Annotated in this window: 17 protein-coding genes and 2 pseudogenes; 13 read left to right on the top strand and 6 right to left on the bottom strand. The window is 63.1% G+C overall.

Annotated elements, in window-relative coordinates; translation table 11 throughout:
- Positions 1-133: 133 nt before the first annotated feature.
- From ACO07W_RS06985 to ACO07W_RS06975, 3 genes and pseudogenes are all read right to left on the bottom strand, one after another.
- Complete coding sequence (locus ACO07W_RS06985; RefSeq protein WP_421845851.1) at positions 134-1,219, bottom strand: PPE family protein; 1,086 nt, start codon at positions 1,217-1,219, stop codon at positions 134-136.
- Positions 1,220-2,174: 955 nt separating this feature from the next.
- Positions 2,175-3,827 (bottom strand): purine-cytosine permease family protein, encoded by a 1,653-nt coding sequence (locus ACO07W_RS06980; RefSeq protein WP_421841906.1) that lies wholly within the window; start codon positions 3,825-3,827, stop codon positions 2,175-2,177.
- A gap of 248 nt (positions 3,828-4,075) precedes the next feature.
- Positions 4,076-4,764: pseudogene (locus ACO07W_RS06975) on the bottom strand (cutinase family protein).
- Positions 4,765-5,051: 287 nt separating this feature from the next.
- Here ACO07W_RS06975 and eccB point away from each other — a divergent pair.
- Positions 5,052-6,485 (top strand): type VII secretion protein EccB, encoded by a 1,434-nt coding sequence (gene eccB, locus ACO07W_RS06970; RefSeq protein ID WP_421841904.1) that lies wholly within the window; start codon positions 5,052-5,054, stop codon positions 6,483-6,485.
- Here eccB and mycP read toward each other — a convergent pair.
- The gene (mycP, locus tag ACO07W_RS06965; protein ID WP_421845850.1) at positions 6,435-7,841 is read right to left on the bottom strand and encodes a type VII secretion-associated serine protease mycosin; all 1,407 of its coding nucleotides are present in this window, start codon (positions 7,839-7,841) and stop codon (positions 6,435-6,437) included. The two genes, eccB and mycP, sit on opposite strands and share 51 nt — an antisense overlap.
- Positions 7,838-9,132, bottom strand: a pseudogene (eccD, locus tag ACO07W_RS06960) (type VII secretion integral membrane protein EccD). Before eccD ends, mycP begins: the two are co-directional and overlap by 4 nt.
- Positions 9,133-9,327: 195 nt before the next feature.
- Between eccD and eccCa the strand changes: the two are divergent.
- From eccCa to ACO07W_RS06915, 9 genes are all read left to right on the top strand, one after another.
- Positions 9,328-13,068, top strand: a complete 3,741-nt coding sequence (eccCa, locus tag ACO07W_RS06955) for a type VII secretion protein EccCa (protein WP_421841902.1) — start codon at positions 9,328-9,330, stop codon at positions 13,066-13,068.
- Positions 13,069-13,075: 7 nt separating this feature from the next.
- Positions 13,076-14,323 (top strand): type VII secretion-associated protein, encoded by a 1,248-nt coding sequence (locus ACO07W_RS06950; RefSeq protein WP_421841900.1) that lies wholly within the window; start codon positions 13,076-13,078, stop codon positions 14,321-14,323.
- Positions 14,324-14,411: 88 nt separating this feature from the next.
- Positions 14,412-14,738 carry a WXG100 family type VII secretion target gene (locus tag ACO07W_RS06945; RefSeq protein WP_421841898.1) on the top strand — a complete coding sequence of 109 codons (327 nt, stop codon included), beginning with the start codon at positions 14,412-14,414 and terminating at the stop codon, positions 14,736-14,738.
- A gap of 15 nt (positions 14,739-14,753) precedes the next feature.
- Positions 14,754-15,050, top strand: coding sequence for a WXG100 family type VII secretion target (locus ACO07W_RS06940; protein ID WP_421841896.1), 297 nt, complete (start codon positions 14,754-14,756; stop codon positions 15,048-15,050).
- A 277-nt stretch (positions 15,051-15,327) separates the two neighbouring features.
- On the top strand, positions 15,328-15,771 hold the full coding sequence (rplM, locus tag ACO07W_RS06935; RefSeq protein WP_421841894.1) for a 50S ribosomal protein L13: 444 nt from the start codon (positions 15,328-15,330) through the stop codon (positions 15,769-15,771).
- The gene (gene rpsI / locus ACO07W_RS06930; RefSeq protein WP_421841892.1) at positions 15,768-16,250 is read left to right on the top strand and encodes a 30S ribosomal protein S9; all 483 of its coding nucleotides are present in this window, start codon (positions 15,768-15,770) and stop codon (positions 16,248-16,250) included. Before rplM ends, rpsI begins: the two co-directional genes overlap by 4 nt.
- Before the next feature lie 139 nt (positions 16,251-16,389).
- Positions 16,390-17,727 (top strand): phosphoglucosamine mutase, encoded by a 1,338-nt coding sequence (gene glmM / locus ACO07W_RS06925; protein WP_421841890.1) that lies wholly within the window; start codon positions 16,390-16,392, stop codon positions 17,725-17,727.
- Between the two features lie 95 nt (positions 17,728-17,822).
- Positions 17,823-18,134, top strand: a complete 312-nt coding sequence (locus tag ACO07W_RS06920; protein ID WP_421841888.1) for a type VII secretion target — start codon at positions 17,823-17,825, stop codon at positions 18,132-18,134.
- A 2-nt stretch (positions 18,135-18,136) separates the two neighbouring features.
- Positions 18,137-19,489 carry a hypothetical protein gene (locus ACO07W_RS06915; RefSeq protein WP_421841886.1) on the top strand — a complete coding sequence of 451 codons (1,353 nt, stop codon included), beginning with the start codon at positions 18,137-18,139 and terminating at the stop codon, positions 19,487-19,489.
- Positions 19,490-19,636: 147 nt separating this feature from the next.
- On the opposite strand, the gene ACO07W_RS06910 is transcribed toward ACO07W_RS06915, so the two are convergent.
- Positions 19,637-20,488, bottom strand: a complete 852-nt coding sequence (locus ACO07W_RS06910; RefSeq protein WP_421841884.1) for a dienelactone hydrolase family protein — start codon at positions 20,486-20,488, stop codon at positions 19,637-19,639.
- Between the two features lie 168 nt (positions 20,489-20,656).
- Here ACO07W_RS06910 and glmS point away from each other — a divergent pair, with 168 nt between their 5' ends.
- Genes glmS through ACO07W_RS06895 form a run of 3 tightly spaced genes read left to right on the top strand, consistent with a single transcriptional unit; the run spans position 20,657 to position 24,763 of the window.
- Positions 20,657-22,528, top strand: coding sequence for a glutamine--fructose-6-phosphate transaminase (isomerizing) (glmS, locus tag ACO07W_RS06905; RefSeq protein ID WP_421841882.1), 1,872 nt, complete (start codon positions 20,657-20,659; stop codon positions 22,526-22,528).
- 47 nt (positions 22,529-22,575) lie between these two features.
- A complete protein-coding gene (locus ACO07W_RS06900; RefSeq protein ID WP_421845849.1) occupies positions 22,576-23,301 on the top strand; it encodes a rhomboid-like protein in 726 nt (241 codons plus the stop codon).
- Between the two features lie 31 nt (positions 23,302-23,332).
- Positions 23,333-24,763 (top strand): NAD(P)H-hydrate dehydratase, encoded by a 1,431-nt coding sequence (locus ACO07W_RS06895; protein WP_421841880.1) that lies wholly within the window; start codon positions 23,333-23,335, stop codon positions 24,761-24,763.
- Positions 24,764-24,774: the final 11 nt, after the last annotated feature.

Raw genomic sequence — 24,774 nt, 5'->3', positions numbered from 1 at the left:
CACGAGGGTCGCCATCGCTGACAACGTTTGCGGCTGTTGGTGACTCGTTGGGAGGCGGGTGCTCGGAGTTGGTATGCGGGGGTCTGTGGTGGGCGCGGGCGTTAGATCCCGTCTTGTGCTCAGGTTCATGTCATTATCCGCCCGCCGGCGGACGGGTGGTCACGTTGAGGCGTAAGCCATACCGGCGCTGGCTGAAGTTCGCGGTCCGCGGCCCGCCGCTCGTTGGCACACCCCGGAGCAGAGCCGATGTTTCACCCCCGGGGGCGGCGTGGAAGACGGCGCGCGGCGCGTTGGCAATCTCGGGTACGGTCATCTCGGCGCTTTGCGCACTGGTCAACGTGGCCCAAGTCGGAGGCGTTGATAGCGCTCCGATCTTGCTGGCTTGACCAATACTTGCCGACACCGGAAGTCCCGCGAGACCCAGGCGGGCTAGGCCCGATTCCGCCGCGGCGATTCCAACCCCTTCGGCGCCGGTTTGCGCCGGGACGTGCAAAAACGCCTGCGCTACCTGGCCGGCGTTCATGGTTAGCCCGGCGAAGTCGTACATGAACGTCGAATAGAGGTTGACCATTGCGTTTAGCTCGGCGGGGGTAAAGCTGGGTATGTGCGCCTCAAGCCACGATGCGATTGAGGTGAGCACGCGCTTTGAGGTTTCCGACCTCATGTTCGCTTCGGTTTGTTTGGCCACCCCGGCCTGATTAGTGGTGTTCGGGGGCAGTCCGAACGGCGTCAACTGGCTAGCGGCGGCCGAAGCGGCGGCGTAGCCGTACATGGCGGCAGCGTCTTGGGCCCACATCTCTGCGTATTGGGCCTCGGTCGTCGCGATCGCCGGCGTATTCTGCCCGAAAAAGTTGGTTGCGATGAGCGCCATCAGCAATTCGCGGTTGGCCTCGACGAGTTGCGGGGGCACCGTCATCGCGAACGCGGCTTCATAGGCGGCACCAGCGGCTCTGGCTTGAGCACCCGCTTGCTCGGCTTGTACGGCTGTCGCGCCTAGCCAGGAGACATAGGGTGTGACCGCTGCGATCATCGAAGCTGCGGTCGGGCCTATCCACAAGCTAGTCAGCTCTGCGATCACCGAACTGTATGTGCGTGCTACGAAACTAAGTTCTGCCGCCAGCTCATCCCAGGCCGTGGCGGCGGCCATCAGGGGGCCCGATCCGGGACCGGCGTACATACGATTGGAGTTGATCTCGGGCGGCAATGAACCGAAGTCCAACGCCATCCACGCCTGGAACAGTAGGTGCGGAGCGATTTGGCTGGCAACAACGGTGGCACTTGCTGTTGCGTCAAGGAGATCGCCTGCGGGGGCGGCCATGCTAAGAGTCCGATCGCCGGGGGAAGCGCCAGCGGCGGCGACCCCAAGTAGGCGTTGAGCGGCCCCGTTCCATGTGACGTCGTACTCGCACGCACGCGTCCTGGGTGGATAGCGAATTCAACATTCATCAAAATCTTCCTGAAAGCGGAAAGGGCTGCTTGCGGCCACATCGCCGTCGTTGGGGCGGCAGGAAACGTGACCGGCCAACAGGAAAATAGCCTACTGCGACAGTAGCTAGTAGATATAGTCGATTATTGCAATAGTAATCAACATTTACATATGCGTCATACTTTCCAGCCTGTGTCCCCGGATTGCGGCTGACATCGGCCCGTATGTCGATGAACGCTCGGTTCGAGTAGTGCGGCCCTACCGTTGTGCCAATCGGACTTTTGCATGCAATTACGGCGAGCGGTGAAATCCTGGCGTAATCGCTCGTGTCGTCCGTAATTAACCCGCACTTTGGTGGCCGATCGCATCACGGTCCTGTTCACCAGCTGAACAATCAAACGATAATGGCTGCGACGGGGATGACCAGTGACATTCGTGGTCGCACAGACGCATTGAAGATCCGCATTGCCTTACCTTCTCAATTTCGGCTAAGAGCGACGGACTATCCGCGGCGCTTCTGTTGGAGTTGAACATGTAGAGGGGCTTGGGCGCTAGCGGTCTGATGCTGCCGAGGTAAATTCACAGCGATTTCACGGCTAACGCTGCCCTGTTATGCAGCATTCGTTGTGTATCCGTCCGGCGGACCCCCAGCGGATGCTGGGCCGCTTTCGTTGATGGCTAGCAAACACTGTCGAGATGGTGTGCACGGCTTCGGGCGCACTGCTCGTGGACGGCGACCGGTCCGGTCTTAGGGGTGCGCAGCAAGCACGTGTTCAGCTTGTCTGTCGGTGGACAGGCACAGTGAACAGACGTGCGCGTCGTGGGCGTTGCAGGCCAACATGTCGGGGCGCTCGAAGTCGTCGCGGCAAACATGGCACGTCAACTGCACGGCTGAGGGATTGCCGTGATCGTCATGCATGGGTAGATCGATTCCGTCGTGTGTGCGCCGCAAATAGTACTTACCTTTCGTGGTGATTGCCAGGATTGGCGGCGTCACCAAAGCTATAACAATCGCGACCAGCGGCGAATACGGTCGAAGGGTGGTTCCTAGGCCGCCGAAGAAAGTGATGATTGATAGCCCCGCTGCCAATAGCATAGAACCGAAACCAACAGGGTTCACGGCATACAACATGCCACGGCGAAACTCGGGCGTCTTCGGCGATAGACCAAGGAGGTATTTGTTGAAGACGATGTCTGACGCCACCACAACGACCCACGCCATGCCGCAGTTGGCGTAGCAGCCAAGGATCGTGTTGAGGAAATCAAACATGTTGGCTTCCATCAGGATTAGCGCAATTAGCAGGTTCACTCCGAGGAAGACGACCCGTCCCGGATAATGCTTGGTGACACGCGTGAATGAGTTGGTCCACGCTAAAGAGCCGGAATAGGCATTCGTCACGTTGATCTTAATCTGGCTCAATACCACTAAAATCACGGCGAGCGGAAGCGCCAGCCAGGCGGGCATGAAGTTTCGGTAGATCTCCATGAACTGATGCACGGGCATATTGGCGATGGGCGCAGCGCCGGCGACGTTGGAGATCAGATAGACCGCCAGGAACAGGCCGATTATCTGTTTGATAGCTCCAAACACAACCCAGCCGGGACCGGCTAGCAGCATCCAGGTCCACCATCTGAGCGAGTTGTCTGGGGTTCGCGGCGGCATAAAGCGTACGTAGTCGATCTGCTCGGCGATCTGAGCAATCAGAGCCAAACACACCCCGGCCGCCAAAAGGGCCGAGCCGAGGCTAACTCCACCGCGGCCATCCCTGCCGGTAAACGCCAGGAACTGCCCGATCGAGTCTGGATGGCTCACCACCAGGTAACCAAACGGGGCCACCATCAGGATCAGCCAGAGCGGGGTGGTCCAAAGTTGCAGCTGAGACAAGACTTTCATCCCGTAGATCACTAGCGGGAAGATGATCAGCGTCGAGCATGCGTAACCCGCCCATAGCGGGACGTTTAAGCCCAGCTTGAGCCCTTGCGCCATGATCGAGCCCTCCAGGGCAAAGAAGATGAATGTGAACGTGGCGAAGATCACGTTGGTGACCACCGATCCGTAGTAACCGAACCCGCTGCCGCGGGTGATCAGGTCCAGGTCGATGTTGTATCGGGCGGCGTAGTAGGCCAGCGGCAATCCGGTGGTGAAGACCACCACAGCGAAGATTCCGATTCCGCACAGAGCATTTGCGGTACCCCAGGTGATCCCGACGTTGGCGCCGATCGCGAAATCCGCCAGGTAGGCGATACCGCCGAGCGCGGAGATTCCCACCACCGCCGGGGACCACCTCCGGTAACTGCGAGGGGCGAAGCGCAGCGTGCAGTCTTCAACCGTCTCCCTAGAGGAGGACTTGGCGGCGTCGGCTTGGGCTGAGTCCGCGACGTGCGCATCGATGTCCTGCATGAGCCCTCCAAGTGCAAGTAATCGCTAGGGGCGCAGAAATCCCCTGGGTAGGTCTGCACACGTGCCTTCTCGCAAAGCGCGGGCATCAGCGCACGTCTACGCGTTCTGGCGATTTACCGTTTGAACTGCGCTGACCAGCGGTCGTCGTGTGCTGGATCAGGCGTGATCGTAACCTCGCACGGGTATGCGTGCCAGTCGAAGGGGGCTTTGGGAAATCGGATGCCGACCTACCGGGATGTACAGCGGGTCTAGATTCTGCGCGCGACGAAACTCGCTGCCTGGTTGGTCAAGTGGGGCACGTAGCCCATGTGGGCGCTGCAGCGGCCTCCCGCCGAGCAGATTGGGTCGCCGCTATTGCAGACATTGATGATCTTGGATTTGAACTTCGGGCTCAGTGCGGTCATGAGTCCGCCGGCTCGGCCGGACGGGTTCCCGAAGAGGGCGACGGCGGCGACGTGGCCGGCTGCTTTCCTGGGTAAGGGCTTGGGAGCGGGCGTCGGTGCAGCGGTGACAATATCCATTACCGCGGCCCCTTGGGAGTACCCTCCGAGCACGATTTTGGTCGTGGGGCACATTTTGCCAGCTGCTGAACTTCGACACTGGCGTTGTTCGCGCCTTGGGTAACAGCTAAGAAGTCGTCGTTGGCCGGGTAGCTGACCGCGTACGCGCCGACGCTCTTGTGAGTTTGCTGGCGTAGCCCTTTGACAAAGGCTCCGCCCACCCGTCCGATACCAGGTGGCTCGTTTGTTCCTCTGGCGAACATCACCTCGACGTCTGGGTATGACGCCGATGCTGGTGCCGCCACAGCGGGGGCGACCGCCAGTGCAGCCGCCGCGATTCCGGTGGCCGTAGCCAACAATTCGACGTGGCGTCCGGCAGCTGCTCGCCGGCAGCTTGAATGCGCCTGCGGGCGTGGTGTGACCCGGAACAGCCCCATGCCAAGACTTTATTGGCCGATTGGGTTGTGTCAGTTGCGCAATCATCGCAGACCAGCTACAAACCGGCCGCACTGCAATGTGTCGCCTAGGCGATGCCGACGACAGTGACTGCCGCGCCCGCGCCCGCTACTCGGCGGATAGCAGATCGCCGAAGCTGTTGGTGGCCAAGGCAACACCGCTGACGATGTGGATAAGTGCCTGTGGATGAGCGGTAAAGACGAGTTGGCTGGCGGTTTAGTGTGAGTCGACGCGAACGAGGCGCGAATAGGCGATCGGGGGGGGGGCAGTGCCAGGCCAAGCGACAACCTGGCGGCACGTCAGCGGCTATCGACTTCTGTTGCGTCGCATCGAATGCGCACTGTTGCACACCGACATCCGCACGGCCAACGACGCCTTACGCATGCATAAGGCGTCGCTAGCTGCCGGGTGTGTACTGGCGACCATTGCCGTGGCGGCATACGCATTCGTCTGCTTCTTACGGCCGCAAGCAGGGCTCGGCCATGCACGGATCGTGATAGGCCAGGAATCCGGAGCGCTCTATGTGAGAGTAGGTGATATCTGGCATCCGGTGCTGAACCTGGCCTCGGCGCGGTTGATCGCGGTGACTGACGCGAATCCGCAGCCGGTGCGCGAGTCCGAAATCAGACGTACCAAACGTGGTCCTCTACTGGGTATTCCGGGTGCGCCGGCGGTGCTTGCCCCAACGTTGGCTGGAGACGAATCGATATGGACGGTCTGCGATACCGACTCAGGAGCGGCAACGACCGTTGTTATCGGCCCTGTTACCGGGTCGCCGGTGCGCCACCTGGCCGGTGAGCAGACGCTTCTGGTCGCGCCCACATCTGGCTCGCCCGCCTACCTGCTCTACAACGGCAGACGGGCCATGGTAGATCTTGCTGACCCTGTGATCTCACGCGCTTTGCGGCTTGAAGGGCGGGTCCCGCGCGTCGTATCGCAGTTGCTGCTCGACGCCGTTCCGGAGGCGCCGCCGATCACGACTCCCTCGATTCGCGGGATGGGCGGGAGGGGACCGGCCGCACTACCCGGATATCCGGTCGGCAGCGTGTTGCGTGTTGCGCGTGCCCAAGGGGATGAGTACTACGTGGTACTCGGCGCAGGGGTCCAGAGAATAGGACAGGTAGTCGCGGATTTGTTGAGGTTCAGCGATTCGCACGGCGCCGCTAGCGTCGTCTCGGTGGCTCCCGATGTAGTCGGCTCGGTACCTATTGTGGACACATTGCCGGTGTCCACCTACCCGGAACGGGCGCCAAAACTGTGGGACCGGATACCGGAAAAGCCGGACACGACAATGTGCGTGACCTGGTTTCTTGCCCAAACAGGTTCGGTCGACACCGGGTTCTTGGTGGGTGAAACTCCACCGGTGCCCGTTGGGCAGATGTCTGTGACCTTGGCGCAAGCTGACGGCCATGGCCCTGCGCTAGACGCGGTCTATCTTCCGCCGGGCCGAAGCGCCTACGTGGTTGCGCGGCGGCTGTCCGGTGCTGGTACTAGGTCAGACCCGCGTTATCTCGTCACCGACACCGGGGTGCGGTTCGGTATTCACGACGACGCGGCACATGACCTCGGTCTGCCGGCAACGGTGATCCCGGCGCCATGGCCGGTGCTGGCAAAGTTGCCGGCCGGACCGGAACTGAGCAGGGCGAAGGCGCTAGTCGCTCGTGACACCGTCGTGGCCGGCATGCGTAGATTGGCCTCGTGATCGGCCTCTGCCCGCGTTGGTAACCAACGCCGCCAGCAGTGCAACCACACAGATTGCCGTCCCACCAAAGGCAATGTTGCGCGGCCGATGATCTGGGGAGCCGGGTTGCTGCGATGTGCTGTGCAAAGCGCGCGTGTTCTCTTGCACGGGGCCGGGTTTGGCGCTGGTTTCCGGCGAAATTGAGCCAGTGCTGACTGCGGCCATGGCATCGATGATGCCGTTGCCGACGATCGGATCCCAGCCGGCGGGTGGGTGGTGCGCCGTCGATTTGATGCGGTCCATCACCTGGCGTGCGGTCATTGCCGGGAAGCGGGCTCTGATCAGAGCGGCCAGTCCGCTTACCACCGGCGCGGCATAGCTCGTGCCGGCTAGTGGTGCCGAACCATGCCTTTCATCAAGGCCGCTCACGATCGCATCGTTGTCCGAGCCGAGTGAGGCCACCCGTTCGCCGGGCGCGGCGACATCCACCCAAGGCCCGGCCAGGGTGAACGCTGATGGTTTCCCGTCGGCGGTTACCGAACCGACGGTCAACACGTAGTCGTCATACCAAGCCGGACTGACCACAACCGCGACGGTCTCCCGGGTTGCGTCAGACCGCTGAGGTGGACACTGTGCAACACCACCTGTGTTACCGGCCGCTGCTACGACGACGGCGTTCTTGACGTCGACCGCGTAGGCCAGTGCAGCGCCGAGCGCGCGATCATCGATTCCGGTGGTCGCGGCAACGCACGCAACAGTGGAGATGTTGATCACTGACGCACCCATATCGGCAGCCGTTCGAACGGCTTTCGCCATGGTGTTGACGTCTCCCACGCCGGTGCTTGATGGGTCGCTGATCGGTGCGAATTTGGCGCTGGACTGGCGGATACTGATCAGCGTGACATCTGGGGCCACGCCGCTGAAATTGTCTGCTCCTGCATCCGGCGAGGCAGCGATGATTCCTGCTACAAGCGTGCCGTGCGCATCGCAATCCTGGGTACCGTCCCCGGTGGAGACGTAGTCACCGCCGGCCAGCAACGTGGGCAGCCGCCGATGTCTTGAGACTCCGGTGTCGATGACTGCAACTCGTTGTCCACCGCCTCGAGTGAGTTGCCAGATCTGCGGCAAGTCGAAATCGGCGAGTTGGGCAGCTGGACCGGCCGTATCTGAGGTCGAAAGGGAATGTGTTGACGTCGCCGCGCATATCTCGCGTTGAACTGTGGGTTGGGGTGGCGCCGGAGATGACGGCTCGGGCAGCCATCTTTCGTCGATCTGCGGCGGCGAGACTGCTTGCGCCAACGGCGCCGTGAACCCAAAGAGCACGGTTAGCGTCGCAGTCGCCAACAGGCGAGTGACGCGTGACGTAGCCGCATTCATCTCGAGCCGAAGCCGCTTACGGCATTGAAGACACCGCATATCCCGCATGTCAGGGGTGCCAGGCAGATCAAAGCCAGACACTCCAACGCCTGGATGCTTCGGCGTGCGATGGGTGAAAACGAGACTGTTGGCGCAACGAAGCCCAGGGACATCGCCACGGTCGCGAGGATCGCCGTCAGCGCGGCGATCCACGGCCCGTGCGTCAGCTTTCCAGCCACTGCCACTGCGAATGTGATTGTCGTAGTGAAGACTCCACTAGCGGCTATCACCAATGCCCTATCCCTGTCGCGATGTAAGCGCACCCGCAACAGCAACAGGGCGCCGGTGATCGCAGTCAAGGTGATGGCGTTGTGGGTAGCGAGGGCGGCCACGCTGCCGCCGATTGCGGCCGACCACGAAAAGGTGCCGAGCAAGCTAGTCAACCATTGGTCAGCGCGGATTGCTTTGGCGGCGATCGAGTCCACTGTCGGTAGGGTTTCCGTGTCGTCCTTCTCGTCCGAGGGCGGCAGTGTCGGCGCCAATCCTGCCAATCTGATCGAGATCGACGGAGCTATTTCCAGCAAGCACAAGGACACCAGCGCTGCTATTGAGCTGATAGCACTCAATGGTGCCCCGGTGAGCGCACTTGCCAGTGCGGCAACGGCGGTGAATACCGCGCCACACGCTACCGCAGTCAATGTGACCGTGCCGCAATCCGCTATTCGCATTGCCAGCACCGCCGCGAAGGCTGTCGCCATCGCGGCGAGCAGCGTACTGGGGGCGCCGGAGTGCCTGGCACGGCGAGCGCTCCTGCAACCGCGGCGAATCCGGTCGAGACAAGGCTCAATGTGAGTCCGGCGAGCGCGTCTCCATATACGCGATGCGCAACCCCGGCGAAAAGCAGCGCGATCAGAAACGCCGCTGCTGCGATAGCTGCAGTTATTCCCTGATATTGAGAGGCATTGTCGCTCAGTGCGTTTCGAACAAGTTCTAGCGTGCCCACTGCGGTTACTGCGCACGCAGCGATCGAACCGATCAACCGGGTCACCGGTCGGTGCCGGCCCCTGCCCGCAGCATCGAGCGCTGCCGACACCGTCTCGGCCACGTCGTCGCAAAGCGGGGCGGGTGGCACTGTAGCCGATTGAGTCAAAACCAGGACCGCCCCGTCTCGGATGCCGTTTTGCGCCAGGGTTGTTGAGCTCTGCAGAGCAGGTGCACCCAAGCGCGACAGCTGGTACCGGGATGCTGCCGGATCTGTGCTCCGTGTACCAAGCACATCAAAAATCGAAGGGACCAAAGTGGCGACAGGCACCGCGGCAGGTAGCGTCAGTTCGGCAGCCTTGGTACCAGCATGAACAGCGACGCGGCGCAGTTCTGGATCTGATGCAGACATTAGTGGCCTCTCGAACTCGGCTTGCCGGCACGCTAGCCGCTCTTGGATCTCCTGGTTTCCGGTTGTCCACAGGTGAGTTGCGGCGATATGCGCCGCTGCCTAACTTCGTCGGGCATGACTGAGGGGTCGGCCTTCGAGACCGCAGAGGTCGAGGTGGCCGCGCCGCCCGAAGTGCCGCGATCCGAGTCGACCAGCCTGCTGGTGCGCCTCCTGCCGGCTGTCATGTCCGTCTTGACGTTGGGCGCTATGGCGGCCGGCCTCGTCTCGGGGTCCGCCGTTGCGCGAAACCCCATGTTTTTCGCCTTCCCGGCGATGATGCTGTTCTCGCTAGTCATGACGGCGATGACCGGGCGTGGCCGGCGGGGCGCCGAGATTAACGACGACCGTATTGCCTACCTTGGTTATTTGAGCGGTCTGCGAAGCGCTGTCGCGCGAACCGCAGCCGAGCAACGCGAATCTCTGCTTCGGTCCCATCCTGACCCCGATACTTTGTGGACGTTGGTGGGCTGCCCGAGGATGTGGGAGCGACGTCGCACGGACGCCGACTTCTGTCGCGTACGTGTCGGTGTGGGATGTGCGCCACTCGCGACTCGCTTGGTGGTCCCGGAGATTCCACCATTGCAGCGTTCGGATCCGGTCACCACTGGTGCGCTGTTTCGCTTCGTTCGAGCGCACTCGACGATTGCGGATGTACCCCGCGTGATTTCGCTACGCGACGTCGCAACGGTGACTATCGACGGCGATTTGGCCAGGGCGCGCGGATTAGTGCGCGCGATGATCTGCCAACTGGCCGTGCTGCACGCCCCTGAACAGGTGCAGATCGCCGGAGTCGTCGCTGGGCAGAATCGTGAACACTGGGATTGGCTGAAATGGCTGCCGCACAATCAACACCGAACCGAAAGTGATGCCCTGGGCTCGGCCCGGATGGTGTATCCGACGGTGGCGCGGGCGCGGGCGGCGCTGACCGGAGCCAAATCGTCGCATGTGGTGCTGATTGTGGACACCGGCGAACCGGCTGGGTGCCCGGGTGCGGCGGCGCCGGGCGTAACCACCATTGAGCTGCACGCTGGCTGTGCCGGCGAGCCGTTAGTGCTTAGGCGCGCAGACCAGATCGAATCGATTACGCGGCCAGACAATATGGATCCTGCGGACACCATGGCATGTGCGCGCCTGTTGGCGGCGTATCGAGCCGTCAGCCCAGCCACGGCTTCTGGTCGGGACGGCGGTGGCTCGTGCTGGGCCCATCTGGTGGGTATTGGCGAGGTCGCCAGCTTTGACCCCGCCATGCTTTGGCGCAACCGAAACCATGGCGATCGACTCCGCGTCCCTATCGGTGTCGCACTCGATGGGACGCCCGTGGAGCTGGATATCAAGGAACCGGCGGAGCGGGGAATCGGCCCGCACGGCTTGTGCGTCGGTGCTACCGGGTCGGGGAAATCTGAGCTGCTCCGCACCGTCTCGCTGGGCATGATGGCGCGGAATTCACCGGAGGTGCTCAATCTGCTGTTGGTTGACTTCAAGGGTGGCGCAACTTTTCTCGATTACGCCAATGCGCCACACATCAGCGCGGTAGTTACCAACCTTTCCGAGGAAGCATCGCTGGTTAGTCGTATGCGCGACACGCTGACCGGCGAGATGTATCGCCGGCAACAGCTGCTACGCGCGGCGGGCAACTTCGTCAGTGTCGCGGCGTACGAGCAGGCGCGCCAGGGCGGCGCATCGTTGACGGCTTTGCCGACGTTGTTCATCATCGTCGATGAGTTTTCCGAACTGCTCAGCCAGCATCCGGACTTCGCCGATGTCTTTCTGGGAATCGGCCGGCTCGGCCGGTCGCTGGGGATGCACCTGTTGCTGGCAAGCCAGCGACTCGACGAGGCTCGATTGCGTGGGCTGGAAGCGCACCTGTCCTATCGCATCTGTTTGAAGACACTGTCGGCCGCCGAGTCGCGCACGGTGCTGGGGACAGTCGACGCTTATCAGTTGCCGAATGCACCCGGTGCCGGTTTCCTGCACTCGGCATCAGGGGAGCTTGTTCGTTTTCAGACTGCATTTGTTTCGGGACCCTTGCACACGGAATCGTCACGGCACGTTGGTACCCCAGCCGCGTGTGGCATCGCATCCCTCGCCGCGCAGCCGTTCACCGCGCGGGCCGCGGGGCTCCCAACTCGTCCCGTGGTCGTTGATGCCGTTCGCGCGCCGGGGTCAACCGTCCTGCATGCGGTTCTGGACCGAATCACCGGTCAGGGGCCGAAGGCGCACGAGGTCTGGTTGCCTCCGCTGGAAGCGGCACCAGCCCTGGATGCGCTGCTTGGTGATATGGGATCGGCGAAAAGCGAGTTGACCGTGCCTATCGGCATTGTCGACAGGCCGTTCGAGCAGATCCGCACGCCTTTGGCGCTCGACTTGTCGAGGAGCGCAGGGAATGTCGCGGTTGTGGGTGCGCCGCAATCCGGTAAGTCGACCGCGTTGCGCACGCTGATCACCGCGTTGGCTGCCAGCCACCATCCGAGTCAGGTGCAGTTTTATTGTCTGGACTTCGGTGGCGGCGGGTTGGCGTCGATGCGCGCGTACCCACATGTGGGTGCGGTTGCCGGTCGAACCGAGCATCGCCTGGCATCTCGCATCGTCGCCGAACTTGAGTCGGTAATGCGATCCCGGGAGGCGCATTTCCGTGACAACCAGGTCGGCTCAATCGCCCAGTACCGTGGGCAGCGAGCAGGCTCGGGCACTGACCCGTTCGGTGATGTCTTTCTGGTTGTTGACGGCTGGGCAAGGTTGCTCGACGAGCTGGAAGGGCTGCAGGAGTCGATCACTAGGCTTGCGGTGCAAGGGCTTTCGTTTGGCGTACACGTGGTGATATCGGCGTCGCGTTGGGCGGAGGTCAGGCCGTCGCTGCGGGACCAGATCGGCACTCGGATCGAGTTGCGGTTGGGGGATCCCGCTGATTCCGAGCTCGACCGAAGGCAAGCACAGCAGGTGCCCCGTGACACACCTGGCCGCGGCTTGTCTCCGGACGGATTGCACATGGTGATCGCGCTGCCCGGGCTGGATAGGCTTGAGCTGCGCCGCCGCGATGGCGAACCAGTGGCGCCGCCGATACCGCTGTTGCCTGCGCGAGTGGACTACGAGGTGGTCGTCGGCCAAGCCGGAGACGAACGTCCTGCGCGCATTCTGCTCGGCCTTGAGGAGCGCCGACTGCAGCTGCTAGCCATCGATTTCGAGCGCCACCCGCATTTGTTGGTTCTGGGGGATCACCAATGCGGGAAGACAGCGGTTTTACGGACTCTGTGTCGCGAGATTGTCCGGACCAAGACTGCCGCGCAGGCGCAACTGCTCATCGTCGACTTCCGGCGTGCATTGCTCGGTGTGGTCGAGTCAGACCATCTTGGCGGTTATGCCAGTTCGCCGAGTGCCCTGGGGGTATTGCTGCAGGGTCTGCTCGACATGCTGCCGGAACGAATGCCTCCCGGGGGTCTGGGCCAGGCGCAGCTGAAAGAGAGGTCCTGGTGGTCAGGGCCGGATATCTACGTCGTGGTTGATGACTATGATCTGGTCGCCGCGTCTGCCGGCGAGCGGTTGTCGTTCTTGCTCGAATACTTGCCGTACGCAATAGACCTCGGTCTACACCTCATTGTGGCTCGACGCAGTGGGGGTGCTGCACGGGCATTTTTCGAGCCACTCCTTGCCGGTTTGCGTGACTTCGGTTGCATGGAGCTAGCGATGAGCGGAAGCCCAGATGAAGTCACAATATTCGGTCCTGGCGCCCCGATTCCGCTGCCGCCGGGTCGTGGCCGCCTGGTTACCCACACCGGTGATGAGCAGCTCGTCCAAGTGGCCTGGAGCGCGCCGCCGTGAGTCTCGGATGAGTGCGCACAACGTGCTGATCGAGGCTGGCCCGGGTGTCATCCGTCGATTGTGTTCTCGCGCAGAGGCGGTCGCTGACGCTGAGGTTTCTGAGGGTGCGCTGGGCGCCATAGACGATTCGGCGGCGTTGGTGGCCGAGCGGCCGGTGGCCATAGATTCGCTCTGGTCGTCCGCGCTGCGGTCAGTACTTTGTGGGACCCCAGATGGTCTGAAAACGCTTGTGGTCGTGCATCCGTCATGGTGGCCGGCTTCTCGCGTCGGTGTGGTTACTGCTGCAGCGCGAGCTTTGTCCGACGACCCGCATGATGTCGTGGCACGCCCGCGAAGTTGGCTGCTGGCGCAGGCGACTCCGCAAACCCCAGCAGCATTGACGGTGGTAGTCGAGATCACCGAGCGGCTAGTGGTGGTCGCTGGTCTTGACGTCGTCGCTGTGCCCCGCGCGACGGAATACCGTCCCGTTGCCGACGAGGTTGCGCTGATCGTGGGGAAGATGGTGGCGGGCACTGCGGCCGTGGTGTTGATTGACGTGCCGTGTGGCGTCGCCGACGCGCCGGCGCTCGCGACGCTCATCGGCGATTCCGTGCGAAAGAGCGGTAGCTGCCCGACCGTGGTTGAAATCGACGGCGCTCGGTTGGCGCAGTTGGCCCGGGTAGCGGTGTCCGGCCTAGCCGATTCGGGCGAGTCCTCGTCCGCGAGCACCGCTGTTGTTCGATCCCGAGCTCGCGCCGTCGCGTCGTTGGGGGTCGCAGGTGTGGCGCTGGCAGCGCTGACCATTCTCGTGGTTGGTAATCACCACCAGCGATTCACTGATCCGGCGCCGACGACCTTTCTGGTAGAAGGCCGCATCGCGATGACGGTTCCGTCGAACTGGTCCACCCAGCGTGTAGTCGCTGGACCTGGTTCGGCCCGGGTGCAGCTCACCTCGCCGTCAGACCCTGAGGTTGCGTTGCATCTCACCCAAGCGTTGGTTGCCGACGAAACCTTGGCTCGCGCCGCTGGCCGGTTGAAGCGAGCTATCGCGGCTCAACCACCGGGCGTTTTCGTTGACTTTGACCCCGCCGGAATCAGCGCCGGCCGGCCGGCGGTGACTTACCGGGAAGTGCGTCCCGGGCACCAGGTCCGGTGGACGGTGCTTTTGGACGGCGCAATCCAGATCAGCATCGGGTGCCAAAGCAGAGCCGGCATCGACGACATTGTTCGCGACGTGTGTGAGCGAGCTGTTCGATCCGCCCATGTAGTGCGATGACGTAGCGGCTGGAAAAAACTGATGGAACCGAACGAACGCGGCCGCGGTCTTACTTGGTATCAGCAGAGTCACGATGAGAGGAGTCAGGGTGACTACACCGAACTGCGTCAACACGCTGAGCACCGATTTTGACCTGATGCGTTCAATCGCAGCCACCACAGACAACCGCAATGAGGAGATCCGGGCGATGCTGCAGGCGTTCATCGGTCGCATCAGCAGCGTGCCGACGTCGGTGTGGGGCGGGCTCGCGGCTGCTCGGTTCAAGAACGTGGTGGACCGATGGAACACTGAGTCGCTGAGGCTCTACCACGTCCTGCACACGATCGCCGAAACGATTCGCCACAACGAGGCGACATTGCGGGATGCAGGCATCAACCATGAACACCGAATCGCCGCCGTGGGCGGAGATCTGTGATCGAGGCAATCTGTCATGGACCAGGCGATGTCGTATAACTTCGACGCAATCGAATACTCCGTTCTCCAGGAGATTCAGAGCATTTCGGCGCGATTTAATGCCGCTATCGAGGAGTTGAGGTCGCAAATCGCGCCGTTGCGGCAGCTTTGGACTCGAGAAGCGGCGGCTGCGTATCAAGTTGAGCAACTCAAATGGCACCGGGCGGCGACTGCGTTGAACGAGATTCTGGTCCAACTGGGAAACGCGGTCCGCGATGGCAGCGACGACGTGGCCAACGCCGACCGGAGGGCGGCCGGTATCTGGGCAAGCTAGCGGCGCCTAGCAGGCGGTCCAACAGACTCTGTGTGGTTCCGACGGGGGAGAGCCGTCGGGACCACACAGTGCATGCGACGAGTTTGCTAGACAGGCGGCATTTTGACCTGCGCCAATGCGGATCGGTAAGCTGCCCGTTTGGCGTGCGGATACGCGGGGTTCTCGGGTCAATGTCGGTCGCCGAGACCACCCCACCGGCGACGCCTGACCGGCACCCGGGTCGCTCCGGGATCCAGTGCCCGCGAGACGGGCTTGCAGAGAAAGTGTGGTAAGCGCCGTGCCTACATACGCGCCCAAGGCGGGTGACACCACGAGGTCGTGGTATGTCATCGACGCCACGGACGTCGTGCTTGGCCGCCTTGCCGTTGCAGCGGCCACGCTGCTGCGCGGCAAGCACAAGCCGACGTTCGCTCCCAATGTTGATGGCGGTGATTTCGTTATCGTGATCAATGCAGACAAGGTTGCCATGAGCGGCGACAAACTACGCAACAAACTGTCGTACAGCCATTCCGGCTATCCGGGCGGTTTGCGCAAACGCACGATCGGTGAGCTGATGCAAAAGCATCCCGACCGAGTTGTGGAGAAAGCGATCATCGGAATGTTGCCCAAGAACAAACTCAGCCGCCAGGTTCAGCGCAAGCTCCGTGTCTATGCCGGTCCCGAGCATCCACACAGTGCTCAGCAGCCGGTTCCGTTCGAGATCAAGCAGGTGAAGCAATGACGGAGACCGAAACCACCCAAGCCTCCGGCCAACCCCTCGAACCATCGGTAGCTGAGAGCCCGGCGACCGCAGCCGGCGAATCGTTCGTGTTTGAGCGTCCTATCCAGACTGTGGGCCGCCGCAAGGAGGCAGTGGTGCGAGTGCGGCTGGTGCCTGGCACCGGCAAGTTCGACCTCAACGGTCGTAGCTTGGAGGACTACTTCCCGAACAAGGTGCACCAGCAGCTCATCAAGGCTCCGTTGGTTACTGTCGACCGGGCGGAAAGCTTCGACATTTATGGTCTCCTGAATGGGGGCGGCCCATCAGGTCAGGCCGGTGCGCTGCGCCTGGCCATCGCCCGGGCGCTAATTCTGGCATCGTCGGAGGATCGTCCGGCCTTGAAGAAGGCCGGCTTCCTTACCCGCGACCCGCGCTCCACAGAACGCAAGAAGTACGGGCTGAAGAAGGCGCGTAAAGCACCGCAGTACAGCAAGCGCTGATCCGCGATCACTTTCTGGCTGCGACCGTGCATCTTTGTACGCAGTCGTCGGCGTGTCGTCGATTGAATTTGCGCGGTTGCAGCCAGAAAGGAAAGTGCACATTGGGTGTAGCACCACCGATTGTGAGAGGTTTGTTCGCATGGGTCGACTATTCGGCACCGATGGTGTTCGCGGGGTCGCCAATCGCGAGTTGACCGCTGAGCTGGCACTGGCGCTTGGTGCCGCAGCGGCGCGGTATCTGGCGAGTTCAGCTGCACCGGGTCGGCGGGTTGCCGTTGTTGGTCGCGATCCGCGGGCTAGTGGCGAGATGCTGGAGGCCGCTGTCATTGCTGGCCTTACCAGTGAGGGTGTTGATGCGTTGCGGGTCGGAGTGCTTCCGACCCCCGCAGTGGCGTATCTCACCAGCGCCTACGACGCCGACTTCGGCGTGGTGATCTCGGCGTCGCACAACCCGATGGCTGACAACGGCATAAAGATCTTCGGTCCAGGCGGCCACAAATTGGATGACGCAACAGAGGATCAGATCGAGGATCTGGTCGCTGCTGGACCCGGCTTGCGTCCGTTCGGTGCCGGAGTTGGCCGCATCGTCGAGGCCGACGACGCGGCAGAACGCTACCTCGGCCAGGTAGGCAAGGCAGCCACCGTTCGGCTCGACGGCCTCACAGTCGTCGTCGACTGTGCTCACGGTGCGGCGTCGTCGGTGGCACCGCGTGCTTACGCCGCGGCTGGTGCGCGGGTAATCGCGATCAACGCCGCTCCCGACGGGCTAAACATCAATGAGGGCTGCGGATCGACGAATTTGGGGTCGCTGCGGGAAGCAGTCATCGCCAATGGTGCCGACTTGGGTTTGGCGCACGACGGGGACGCGGACCGGTGCCTGGCCGTTGACGCCAACGGTGAACTCGTCGACGGCGACGCAATCATGGTGGTACTCGCGCTGGCGATGCATGCGGCTGACGAACTAGCCTCCTCAACACTGGTGACCACCGTGATGAGCAACCTGGGGCTGCATCTGGCGATGAGGTCGGCTGGGGTCAACGTGCGAACGACCGGTGTAGGCGACCGCTACGTCCTAGAAGAGCTACGGGCCGGTCAATACAGCCTCGGTGGTGAGCAGTCCGGTCACATCGTGTTGCCGGCGCTGGGCTCTACCGGCGACGGCATTGTCACGGGCCTGCGTCTGATGACCCGTATGGTCCAGACCGGCGCGTCACTGGCGGTCTTGGCGTCTGCGATGCAGACGTTGCCGCAGGTGCTGATAAACGTTGAGGTTGCTGACAAGTCGGCTGCCGCGGCGGCGCCGTCAGTTCAGAGCGCGGTTGACCGAGCGGCGGCCGAACTTGGTGACACCGGTCGAATCCTTCTGCGCCCCTCCGGAACTGAGCCGATGATTCGGGTAATGGTGGAGGCAGCTGACGAGGAAGTCGCCCGGCGGCTCGCGGCTAGCGTCGCGGATGCTGTCAGCGCCGCGGGCTGAGCCGGTGACCTAAGGCGATCGGTGAAGCCGAATCGCTTTGCGGGCCGGCCGGAATTCGCCGGAACCCCGACGCAGTGCAGGACGTCGGAACACGTATGGGATGGAAAACGGACACAAGCACCCATGTCGATGCTGAGGCGGTGTGTGCGGTCGCCGGGCAGATGGGCGCTGCCGCGGCGTTGATCGACGGCGCCGTATCGGACCACCTGGCCAGGCTAGCTTTTGGCGGAGTTGGTGCCGGTCGCGCCCACATTGTCCACGGTGATGCGGTGCACGCGGGGCTGAATCGGCTGATGGCTGACTTGTCACAATGGTCACGGGCTGCTGTGGAGATCGCATTGGCATTGCGTGCCGCAGCCAACCGCTACGCTGAGGCCGACCTTGACGCCGCGGCGCGGATCGCGTAACTGTGGCCGATTGGCTAGAGGTGGGGCACCGCCTGTCGGAAGGCCACCCCGCGGTTGAACGGACGCAAATCTTCGTGCGGGCCTGTCAGGCAGGTGGCTACGAACATCCAGACCTGACCGCGCATCCTGCCCAGATCCGCGACTGGTACGACAGCGAAGACGGATTGGACCTTTACGCGCTCAACAGCGACTGTGCGCACCTGCGTGATGCTGGCACCGCGATTACCGAAGCGCTGCGGATCCAGCATCGCCAGATCGCGGTGTTGGCAGGGGCGTGGACGGGGCAGGGCGGAAACGCCGCGGTTCGGTTGCTGCAGCGTCATTGTGAGGCCGCCACCATGGTGGCCACCGAAGTTCGCGCGACCGCTCAGCTTTGCGAATCGCTACGCGATAACCTATGGCACCTCGTCGACGCGAAAGTCATGACAACGATAGCTATCGACGATCGCGCACTGCCGCAGCGGCCCGCGTGGCTGGCCGCTGCGGCCGCAGTCACGGCTGGGGTCGCAGATCGAGCCGCGGCTGACGATCTGGTTAGTCAGCAGATAGAGCCATACGTGGACAGCGATATTCGCGTGGACTGGCTGACGGCGATCCGTTCAACACAGGCCAGGATTGCAGCGTCCTACGAGATGGTCACCGACCGTTTGGCGAGCGCACCGGTACCGCAGTTCGAGATTCCGGGCGATCTCGGGTCCGGTGACCAATCTGTCCAGTTGCCGGTGCGGCGTGAACACAGCGTGGCGGTCGCACCCGCACCTGCTTATCCGGAGGGCCCGCCTGATCAGGTGCCGGCTACGACCATGATGACCCCGGTGACTCCTGCAATACCTGCGCCGCAGACGCTGTCTGGTTTCGGGGCCGCGCCAGCCGATGGTTCTGCGGTTCCAGCCGGTTTGAGCAGTCTTGGCGACATCGCAGGTCTTGGCGGGCTGGCAAGCCGGATCGTCGAGGCGATCAGCGACCTGCTGGGTTCAGCGGCCGAACCGCTCGCCGATCCGGCTGCGTTCGCCGATCCGCTGGTGGTCGAGGAACCGGCGGACGAACCCGCTATGGACGAAGCCGCTGCAGAAGACGCCGCTCTCGATTCGTCGACGGGAGAAGACACAGAAGTGGTTGAAGAGCCGAACCCCGGTGAGCGGACCGAGGAGGTGGCGAAGTCACCCGGCACTGGGGCGTCGCCAGCTGTGCGGCCATCGCCGGCTGGCAAGCCGCCGGCCGCCGCGGATGGTGCGCCGTCGGCTGTAGCGGACCCGGTGAACGAACCACGGCCCGACCCGTTGTCTGATTCGCAGTCGACGGGATCGACGCCCTGCGAGATCGCCGCCGACGAGCTTCCGCAGGCGGGGCGGTGACCGATCAGCGAAGCCGCACCTCTGAAACGTGTTAGGTCATTCAGCGTGGCACTAGCCGTTTCGTTGCTTCGGCCAGACAAATAAGGTTCCGGCGATACCGACGCACAGTGACTACAGCCACCACGGCGCGAGTCGCCGCGACGACAGTTACTTCAGTAGTGCGACAACCTTCTCTTCAGGGGGAACCGGCGAAGTGTCGGGGTCGACCCGGTCTGTCTTGGGCAGCTGCGCGTCCGGGTCGGCGAACGCGCGATAGGTCTTGTCGCCGCCGAGAATGTAAAGCAGATACCCAGTCAACAGCGCTCGCACCGAGCGCTGCGTCGTGCGATGCGGGCCGGGCAGGCCAACAATCTGGGTTAGCCGTCGGCCCTCAATGAGGCCACCCGGTTCGGCTTTGCTGACAATGCGCAGTGTGGCCGACTCCCATGCTCGCGATAGTTCGAGGGCGTTGGAATTCAACCTTTTCGGATCTTCCGGTGCGCTCAGTATCAGGCCGGGAGCGCGCAGTGTTGCGGCCGGCTGCTCGGTTGGGGGAGTGGTCACCGTCGGAAAGATCGCGGCCACCGACGCGACCGGTGTACCTGTCGAGCCTGCCATGCCGGCGGCCGCGAACACCGCCGCCGAGCCGCCGAAACCGTGGCCAGCCAGGCCAAGCTTGGCGGGGTGCACGCTGATATTGCCTGGTCCGAGGCGCACACCGGCCACGATATCGAGGGCGATTCCGAGATCGAAGGCCAGGCTCAGCACCGACGGCGCCAGTCCTCGTTGCGTGTCGGGGGCACCAGCCACGATGCCCCATGACGCCAGATGCTCCAGCAGTCCGCTGTAGCGGGCGGCGCTCGTGAGCCAGTCGTGACCAAAGACGATGCCCGGCAGGTTCAGGCCCGACTCTGGTGTGTAAACGACCCCCGGCAGGCCGGCAAAGGCCATGTCGCCGCAGAGAACGCGGTGCGGGCCGCGGCGGTGCAGGGCGGCGACAAGCTTGCGGATGCGGGCCACCCGTCGACGTTAGCGGGGATGAGTCCATCGCGTCCACGCGGCGCTGCGATCGGCGTGCTCGGCGTGCAGAGACCGGGAAGTCAGGATGGGACTTTCGCGCAGCTGGGCCGGTGCGGCATACCGTCGGTCCGTGCTGGGGCGGTTCGACCTGCATTATCCTGGTCAGCTATGTGCGGAATCGTCGGCTACGTCGGCCAGCGCCCAGCCCATGACGTCGTCATGGATGCGCTGCGCCGGATGGAGTACCGCGGCTACGATTCGTCGGGTATCGCGCTCGTCGACGGCGGCGGAAAGCTCACTGTGCGTCGCCGCGCCGGCCGGCTGGTCAATCTTGAGGGCGCAGTCGCCGACATGACGCAGTCAGAGCTGTCTGGCAGCACCGGCCTCGGTCACACTCGCTGGGCCACCCATGGTCGCCCCACCGACCGCAACGCGCACCCGCACCGTGACGCTGCCGGCAAGATCGCAGTCGTCCACAACGGCATCATCGAGAACTTTGCCACGCTGCGTCATGAGCTGGAGAACGCTGGTGTGGAGTTTGCCAGCGACACCGACACGGAGGTTGCGGTTCACCTCGTGGCGCAGGCCTATCAGCACGGAGCCACGGCCGGTGATTTCGTCGGCTCTGTGCTGGCGGTGCTGCGCCGGTTGGAGGGCCAATTCACCCTGGTGTTCGCCAACGCCAGCGAGCCCGGCACTATCGTCGCGGCTCGCCGCTCGACGCCGTTGGTGCTTGGGATCGGCGATGGGGAGATGTTCGTCGGCTCCGATGTAGCCGCGTTCATCCCGCACACCCGACATGCAGTCGAACTCGGCCAGGACCAGGCGGTGGTGATTACCGCGAACAGCTACCGCATCAGCGACTTCGACGGCAACGCTGATGCCGCGAAGGACTTCCGGGAGTTCTACATCGACTGGGACCTGGCCGCCGCCGAAAAGGGTGGGTACGAGTACTTCATGCTCAAAGAGATCGCTGAGCAGCCCACCGCGGTCACCAACACACTGCTCGGGCATTTTGTGGACGGCCGAATCCTGCTCGACGAACAGCGGATGTCGGACCAGGAGTTGCGCGAGGTTGACAAGGTTTTTGTGGTCGCCTGCGGTACTGCCTACCACTCCGGGCTGCTGGCAAAGTACGCGATTGAGCACTGGACGCGACTGCCTGTAGAAGTGGAGCTGGCCAGTGAATTTCGCTACCGCGACCCTGTACTGGACCGCAGCACCCTGGTGGTGGCCATCTCGCAGTCCGGAGAAACTGCCGACACCCTCGAAGCGGTTCGGCACGCAAAAGAACAGAAAGCCAAGGTTTTGGCGATCTGCAACACCAACGGTTCGCAGATTCCACGCGAGAGCGACGCGGTGCTCTACACCCGCGCCGGCCCCGAGATCGGCGTGGCATCAACAAAAACTTTCCTGGCGCAGATAGCCGCCAACTATCTACTCGGCCTGGCCCTGGCGCAAGCCCGCGGAACCAAGTACCCCGACGAGGTCGAGCGTGAATTCCGCCAGCTCGAAGCGATGCCAGATCTGGTAGCCCAGGTGATCGCGGCGCTCAAACCGGTCGCTGATTTGGCACACCGGTTCGCCCAGTCGTCGACCGTGTTGTTCCTGGGGCGTCATGTCGGCTATCCGGTGGCGTTGGAAGGAGCCCTCAAACTCAAGGAGCTGGCCTACATGCATGCCGAGGGCTTCGCGGCTGGCGAGCTCAAGCACGGCCCGATCGCGTTGATCGAGGACGAGCTGCCGGTCATTGTCATCATGCCCTCGCCCAAGGGGGCCGCGACGCTGCACGCGAAGCTGTTGTCGAATATCCGGGAAATCCAGACCCGCGGCGCGGTGACCATCGTAATCGCTGAGGAAGGTGACGATACCGTGCGGCCCTATGCCGATCACCTCATCGAAATACCCTCGGTATCAACGCTTTTACAGCCACTTCTGTCAACCATCCCGCTTCAGATTTTTGCTGCTTCAGTGGCCCAAGCCCGCGGCTACGACGTCGACAAGCCGCGGAATCTGGCGAAGTCTGTCACCGTCGAATAGTTTGCGGACTTACTGCTGAGGCTGTGTGGGTGAAGAACTGGCATGCGATGGTGGACGCCGTGACAAGAGCGACGATGCTAGCGCGACTTCGGTCGTTGGCGCTGACGGTGTGGCACTTCGTCAGTGGCGCGCCGCTCACCTACACCTGGCTGGTCGTACTGACGATCACCACCGCTATCCAGAACCAGCTCGCCGGACACAAGCTGCACACGGTGCTCTTGCACCGCTCCACCAATATCTACGAGTTGGGAACCGATCCGCTGGAAGTTCTGTTTTCCAGCCTGCTGTGGATCGACGGCAAGAACTTGGAACCGTACCTGCTGTTGTTCACCCTGTTCCTGGCGCCGGCTGAGCATTGGCTTGGTCACCTGCGTTGGCTCACTGTGGGATTGACCGCCCACATCGGTGCGACGTATTTCAGCGAAGGCCTGCTCTATTTTGCGATTCAGCACCGCGACGCGTCCGAACGGCTGGTGCACTCTCGTGATATGGGGGTCAGCTACTTTCTGGTCGGCGTTATGGCGGTGCTGACCTTTCACATCGTTAAGCCATGGCGTTGGGGTTATCTTGCGGCGCTGTTGGTGATATTCGGTTTCCCGCTGATCACGATGGACAAAACTGAGCTGGACTTCAGCGCGGTCGGCCACTTCACGTCTATCCTGTTTGGCTTGGCTTTTTATCCGATGGCCCGAGACCTTGAAGGCGCGCAAGTGAACCCCGCGAAACTCAAGACGGCCTTTCGAAGACGCCGCGCCCCCAGAACATCGACGTGAAGATCCCGGTGAGCATGGAAACCTGGTCCTGATGCGCCATTACTACTCTGTAGAAGCGATCCGCGACGCCGAAGCGCCGCTGCTGGCCCGCCTCCCCGACGGTGCGCTGATGAAACGCGCGGCTTTCGGGTTGGCCACCGCGATCATCCGCGAACTCAACTCCCGCACTGGTGGGGTAGTAGGCCGCCGGGTGTGTGCGGTTGTCGGTTCCGGCGATAATGGCGGTGATGCGCTGTGGGCAGCTGCATTCTTGCGGCGGCGCGGCGCGGCCGCCGACGCGGTATTGCTCAACCCGGATCACACCCACCGTAAGGCGCTGAAAGCGTTCACCGACGCCGGCGGTCGTGTCGTGCGGAATGTCTCGGCAGCAACCGATCTGGTCATCGACGGGGTGGTGGGCATCTCTGGCTCGGGGCCGCTGCGGCCGGCGGCTGCCGAAGTTTTTGCCGCCCTAGAGACCTCTGCTGGCCACAAGATCCCGGTAGTCGCCGTTGACATTCCCAGTGGTATCGACGTGGTGACCGGGGCGATTGCCGGTCCCGCCGTGCAGGCCGAGCTAACAGTCACTTTCGGTGGGCTCAAGCCCGTACACGCCTTGGCCGATTGCGGCCGCGTCACCTTGGTCGATATTGGGCTTGAGTTGCCCGACACTGATCTGCTGAGTTTCGAAGCCGCCGATGTAGCCGCGCGCTGGCCGGTTCCCGGTGCGTGTGACGACAAGTACACCCAAGGCGTGACTGGGGTGCTGGCAGGATCGTCGACTTACCCCGGCGCGGCCGTGTTGTGCACCGGGGGCGCGGTCGCGGCCACCTCCGGCATGGTCCGTTACGCGGGTAGCGCGAAAAGCGAGGTGCTGACGCATTGGCCCGAGGTCATTGCGGCACTCACCCCGGCAGCGGCCGGCCGGGTGCAGGCATGGGTGGTCGGACCCGGATTGGGCACCGACGAAACCGGAGCCGCCATGTTGTGGTTTGCGTTGGACACCGACCTGCCGGTGTTGGTCGATGCCGACGGTCTGACCATGTTGGCGGCCCACCCGGAGCTGGTGGTGAACCGCAACGCCCCGACGCTGCTGACCCCACACGCCGGTGAGTTCGCTCGGCTGGCGGGCGCGCCGCCTGGCCACGACCGTGTCGAGGCCTGCCGCAAGCTGGCCGATGCTTTCGGCGCCACCGTGCTGCTCAAGGGCCACGTCACAGTTGTCGCCGACCCTGGCGGCCCGGTCTATCTGAATCCGGCCGGACAGTCCTGGGCGGCGACGGCTGGTTCCGGTGACGTGTTAGCCGGGATGGTTGGTGCGTTGTTGGCGTCGGGTTTGCCGGCCGCCGAAGCTGCCGCGGCCGGAGCATTCGCGCACGCGCGTGCCGCAGCGCTGTCGGCTGCTGATCCAGGACCTGGCGATGCGCCGACGTCGGCCTCACGAATCGTCCCGCATATCCGGGCGGCCCTGGCTGCGCTGTAGCCGCAACGGTC

The organism is Mycobacterium sp., from assembly GCF_965230835.1.
Lineage (GTDB): Bacteria > Actinomycetota > Actinomycetes > Mycobacteriales > Mycobacteriaceae > Mycobacterium.
Note: the sequence above shows the minus strand (reverse complement) of the source record. Positions and strands in the feature narration are given on the sequence as shown.